This window comes from Thermodesulfovibrionales bacterium (assembly GCA_035686305.1).
Taxonomy (GTDB): Bacteria; Nitrospirota; Thermodesulfovibrionia; order Thermodesulfovibrionales; family UBA9159; genus DASRZP01.
Genome location: DASRZP010000058.1, coordinates 1 through 4,532, shown reverse-complemented (window position 1 = coordinate 4,532; position 4,532 = coordinate 1). Strand labels below are relative to the sequence as shown.

Below are 4,532 nucleotides of genomic sequence, written 5' to 3'. Positions count from 1 at the left end.
TACCAGCGCTGAGGCTGGTCAAGCGGTGATTTACAACCCCCGGGATAATGGAGTCACTCCAGCAGAGTTATTGGGATTGTACGAAATTGTCAGTGAACGAACCGTTGAGGCCCCCCTGCCAGAAAAGGCCTCCTGCACATACCAGCCCGATCCCTCCGTGGTAATGACCAACCAGATTATTGCCGGCTTCATGGTAGATGCATATAGGATGCTCTTGGATGGTCAGGAAGCGAGGAATATTTTCTATGACTCGAGCAGCAGCGAGAGATTTTGGATTGAAATGTCGACCCGCTGGAGAGAATCCATACTGGAAACCAGCGGACTTGGTATTGGGGAGGAAAGCCAAGATGACTGATGCTGAGACAAAGAAAGCCTTGGAAACTGAAGAGTCTCAAGAAATACTGCCTCTCATTCTCGAAATCCTGCCGGGACATGCAGCGGAGGGGTTGATTGACATTTATGAACCGGGGAGCTATGAAGGAAAAACGCTGCGCAAACTGTTTGAGAGGACCTTGAGCAAGAAGAAATGGAGCATAGAAGAGCAACTCATAATGGAGGATATCACCAGGCAGCTCCAAGGTGGAAAGCTGCTGTGCAGGGGACACGAGATAGAAGGTACAGTACAAGAGTACGCAGTGATTGAACAGACAGAAGCAGGAGAAAAATACCTGTACGTGCCAATTCGCGCCATCAAACCCCAAGAAGGTGGAATCCGGCAGTAGCTCGAAGGAGCAGTCGACAGTGTTGCGGTTGTTGCAATCTGACCTTCAGCTGGTAGTGAGATCTGGGTTTTTGTACCTCCCGCTCCTATGCGACCCCAACATCGTGAGAGAAATCGTATACGAGCCGACACGAGGCGGATCAGCAGAGCGTTTGATCGAGGTGGTTGGCAAATATTTCATAAAATCTGTCAGTATTCAATCCATCTTGACCAGAATGGAGAGAATCGACAACGACTACTACGGACAAGTGCAAAGGGAGTGTCTGCGGAAGTTTCCCGTGTCCCGAGCTCTGGAAGGAATATCACCAGACAGCAAACTCATGACCTTACTTCTAAAGGTGATGCCGTACTTTATCAGAAAACACAGGGGGTTTGTGAGAAAACGCTTGCGCGACGAAGAATTCCTCGACTTCCTCGGTGACAGGATTGATATTCCCCAGAGTTTCCGTGAACAGGCCGACGAGTACCTCGATTCTGAACCGTTGCTGCAAAGACTGAATGATCTGGAAAGACTGGAACCGAAGGTAGAACCACTTCACGATGGTCCAATCTCCGTTGAAGTCCTTGGCCGCTGGCTCCACGAGGCCTTGGAGATGCAGATAGTGGACAAGGAGATAGCGCGCCTGAAGAAACGGTTACGGGACAGAGAAAGACTGACCGAGGCGCAAAGGAATCACTTCTGCACCCTCATGTATATAGCTGAGAAGGGTGCAGTGGAGATTGACGGCTTCGGCCTCTACAGGATAGGCTCCGGCGACGACTATCTCGTTTACAAGCGGACGGGAGAATACATCTTGAAAGACTACTACGCTCGAAGTTACCTTTTTCCTGACTGTAGGGTGGCGGTTCTCACCATGAAACCATTCAGGCCCATGGTCCTTGAGCTTTACAAACATCCATTTCTGCGAGGTTACACTGCAAAACAAGAAATCTGTATGAAAGACTTCAAGTCGCCGGATGAGTTCACCGCGGATAACATCATCAGGATCTTGGAAGAAGGCATCAATGCCTTGCTTTATGGCTACGATGCGCGGCGGCGTAATGGCTATCACAGTCTTGACCGAACCCTGCATTATGTCAAGACTATCGAGTTCGAAGACTACCGGATTAATGATGATGAGCCCCAGGCAGTTTGAAAAAAAAGGAGACATGAGGTTTAAAGACCTCTCACGGCTGAAGCAACCGGAGCCGCTTAGAATCGCTTTCGGGAATTTGCCGCAACACATAGTGATGGCAACCTATGCCAAGGACAAGGCATTTAAGATCAGTGAGCTGGTTGGCACCATTTTCGAGCAAAGTTACGAGTGGTATGGATTCACGCTTGCAGACAAGGACCAGCCTGAATGTGTCATAGACATTGGATTGCCCAGAAATGATATGAACCTCCGCGACTATACCACCATTGGTTCGGCCAGAATAGCTGAGTTCCAAGAGATGCTGCCAAGAGACGTTATTATCAATGGCTGGATTCACTCCCATGCGGCTCTAGACTACAGGCATTTTTCAGGTACGGATAAGAGGAATCACCTTACCGTATTAGACTTTGTTGCCGGGCGCACCAGAAGGGGGTTGGCGAAGGAAGAGATCGTCATCCAGGACCTGGTTTTGTTAGAAAAGGATCGGTTCGTGGCGGAGGATTTGCGACAAGGAAGCGTTGCCCTGATAACCGATGGACCGATCACAGAAGCCAAGGTCATGGAAGCCGTATACGGTAGTTTCTGCTTTAGCATCGTCATCGGCGACAGGGGCTGGCACAAGCAGGAAATCTATTCCCGGGAAACCGGCATCCTCTCAGGCCGGACGACGGTGACGAGCAAGGCAGCGGAGATCGAGTTTGTCGATACAGGCAGACTCTTGACGAGTATTGATGTCAGTGCGTTGAGGGAAGAGGTGGAGAAGAAGATTCGGCCAAACGCCAATCCGCCGGTGGAAACAATGGAAAGAATGTAGCCGGCATTGCTGACGAGCCATGCCTAAGAGGGGAAGAGAGTTGAGATGTGAATTCAGTGTACTTCAAGATCCACGTCATGACTCAGGCAATCCCAGACGCCGGCGGGATCGCAGTCTCGGCAATGGTAGTGCTCGCCGTAGATAAGCCGGTGTTGGTAATCAACTGCTTCCTCGAGATCCACTAGGGCGCCGCAGTGCGCACAGTTAACCTGTACCTTGCCGTCTCCTGTCATGAAGGTGCCTAGCCCGCGTCCTGCGGGTTAAGAAGCTTTCAATGCGTTTTCGGCTTCCTCTATCGCCTTCTTGGTAGCTACAATCAAATCATGAAAAGCGTCTGATTGATAGGTATCGAAACCGCCACATCCCATGTCAGCAGACTTATCAAAAACATGCTCGTGATCGATATAGACGACCAAAGCTTTGGTAGCTTCGAGTAGCTTCAAAAAGTCGGCCTTCACTTGTCTCTCTCCCTCTATCTGTATCGCATCATGCTGCCGTCAAAGTAGTGTTGCATCTAATTTTGCGGATCTACACTTCCTGTTTTCTTTGTGGCTGCTCTTTGCGAGACTCTTGCTTGAATCTTTTGAAAAACTCCGTTCTAAATGCCTCTATTTCCATGGCCTCGTCATACCTCCCCAAAAAATACAGGGCCATCCCCTTGAATACATGGGCTTCCTGCATCTCCGGGCGTATGTGTAGAGCGTCGTCGAAGTACTGTATGCTTTCGTTATACTGTTTGAGCCCCAACAAGGCATGGCCCTTGGCGGTGAGGGCATGAACATTATCCCCTTGCTGAGCCAGAATCTGATCCAAAATCTCGATGGAGTCCTCACACCGGCCCATGTCGTTCAGAGCAAAGGCCTTGAGCTGCATGGCGGACAATTCTCCCGGCCTCAGGGCCAGCGCTTTGTCGCAACAGAACACAGCCTCCTCCAGTAGCCCCTTTTCAGCCAGCAGCCTGGCCCCCTCCATCCAGGTTGTCTTGGATTCCGAATCGACATCTATAACTTTCATCATCACACCCTCGTAAGTTAGCTCGACGGCCCGCCTGCCGTTAACCGCGATTGGCACCCCGTGGCCGGGGAGTATATTGTCAATCGCTTTCTTCATCAGTTGCTTGAGCCCATACAAGTAATGATCCAGCCTGCCACCCGCGGCTTTATCAACATCCCCAATAGAATCCGCCAGTACCGTGTCGCCCGTGATGGCGGTTTTTGTGGGCTCGTGATAAAGACATATGCCGTCGATGGTATGGCCTGGGGTGTGTATTATTTCCCATTCAAAGCCGCTCAGTTCCAGGATCTCGCCGTCCTTCACGTCCGTCACGGCAAAACCGGCCTCTGAGAGCGTCTTTCTGAACTCCCGGGGGCCTCCTTCGTGATTTATGATTTCAACCTTCTTGCTTTCATAGATAGGAGGGTATCTCAAGAGTTCAAACACGCCCATGCAGTGATCCCGGTGCCCGTGCGTGAGGACGACCTTCTTGATGTCCAGAACGCTGAAACCGAGTTTTTCGAGTTCAGCGAAAATGGTATAGTCATTTCCTGGATCGACGATGGTCAGGTAATCACCCACAAGCAGGTAGACATTGCTGGAATGGTGGTAGCCGATAAGGAACCTGCTCTTTTCAAAGACAGGATGTGATAACCGCAAAATTTCCCCAATAGACAGCCAGCCCGGATGGTCTGGTTCATCCTGCGGAGGCGGCAAGACACCCTCGTTGATCAGCCGCTCCCTCTCTTCCGGTGTCAAGATGCTTTCTGCATGCTTCTCTCTGGTCATTTTCATTCCTTTTGCTTACGGTAGGCATCCCCGATCAACTTTGACCCAAACTGAGCGATTCTCGCGCATTTAATCGAAA

Annotated in this window: 7 protein-coding genes; 5 read left to right on the top strand and 2 right to left on the bottom strand. The window is 50.6% G+C overall.

Annotated elements, in window-relative coordinates; translation table 11 throughout:
- The 5 genes from VFG09_07150 to VFG09_07130 all read left to right on the top strand — a co-directional run.
- A partial coding sequence (locus VFG09_07150) for a hypothetical protein (protein HET6514921.1) occupies positions 1–355 on the top strand: 355 nt, incomplete at its 5' end.
- Entirely contained in the window at positions 348–722 is a 375-nt protein-coding gene (locus VFG09_07145) for a hypothetical protein (protein ID HET6514920.1), read from the top strand. The genes VFG09_07150 and VFG09_07145, both read left to right, overlap by 8 nt.
- Before the next feature lie 319 nt (positions 723–1,041).
- Positions 1,042–1,857, top strand: a complete 816-nt coding sequence (locus VFG09_07140; GenBank protein ID HET6514919.1) for a hypothetical protein — start codon at positions 1,042–1,044, stop codon at positions 1,855–1,857.
- A gap of 13 nt (positions 1,858–1,870) precedes the next feature.
- Entirely contained in the window at positions 1,871–2,671 is an 801-nt protein-coding gene (locus tag VFG09_07135; GenBank protein ID HET6514918.1) for a hypothetical protein, read from the top strand.
- A gap of 56 nt (positions 2,672–2,727) precedes the next feature.
- Positions 2,728–2,856: a hypothetical protein gene (locus VFG09_07130; GenBank protein HET6514917.1), complete on the top strand. Its 129-nt coding sequence runs from the start codon at positions 2,728–2,730 to the stop codon at positions 2,854–2,856.
- A gap of 75 nt (positions 2,857–2,931) precedes the next feature.
- On the opposite strand, the gene VFG09_07125 is transcribed toward VFG09_07130, so the two are convergent.
- Both VFG09_07125 and VFG09_07120 read right to left on the bottom strand, forming a co-directional pair.
- The gene (locus VFG09_07125) at positions 2,932–3,129 is read right to left on the bottom strand and encodes a hypothetical protein (protein HET6514916.1); all 198 of its coding nucleotides are present in this window, start codon (positions 3,127–3,129) and stop codon (positions 2,932–2,934) included.
- Between the two features lie 70 nt (positions 3,130–3,199).
- Positions 3,200–4,453 carry an MBL fold metallo-hydrolase gene (locus tag VFG09_07120; GenBank protein ID HET6514915.1) on the bottom strand — a complete coding sequence of 418 codons (1,254 nt, stop codon included), beginning with the start codon at positions 4,451–4,453 and terminating at the stop codon, positions 3,200–3,202.
- Positions 4,454–4,532: the final 79 nt, after the last annotated feature.

Coding starts and splice junctions, on each gene's coding strand:
- VFG09_07135 (HET6514918.1), top strand. CDS start 1,871: ATGAGGTTTAAAGACCTCTCACGGCTGAAGCAACCGGAGCCGCTTAGA.
- VFG09_07140 (HET6514919.1), top strand. CDS start 1,042: ATGACCTTACTTCTAAAGGTGATGCCGTACTTTATCAGAAAACACAGG.
- VFG09_07145 (HET6514920.1), top strand. CDS start 348: ATGACTGATGCTGAGACAAAGAAAGCCTTGGAAACTGAAGAGTCTCAA.
- VFG09_07120 (HET6514915.1), bottom strand. CDS start 4,453: ATGACCAGAGAGAAGCATGCAGAAAGCATCTTGACACCGGAAGAGAGG.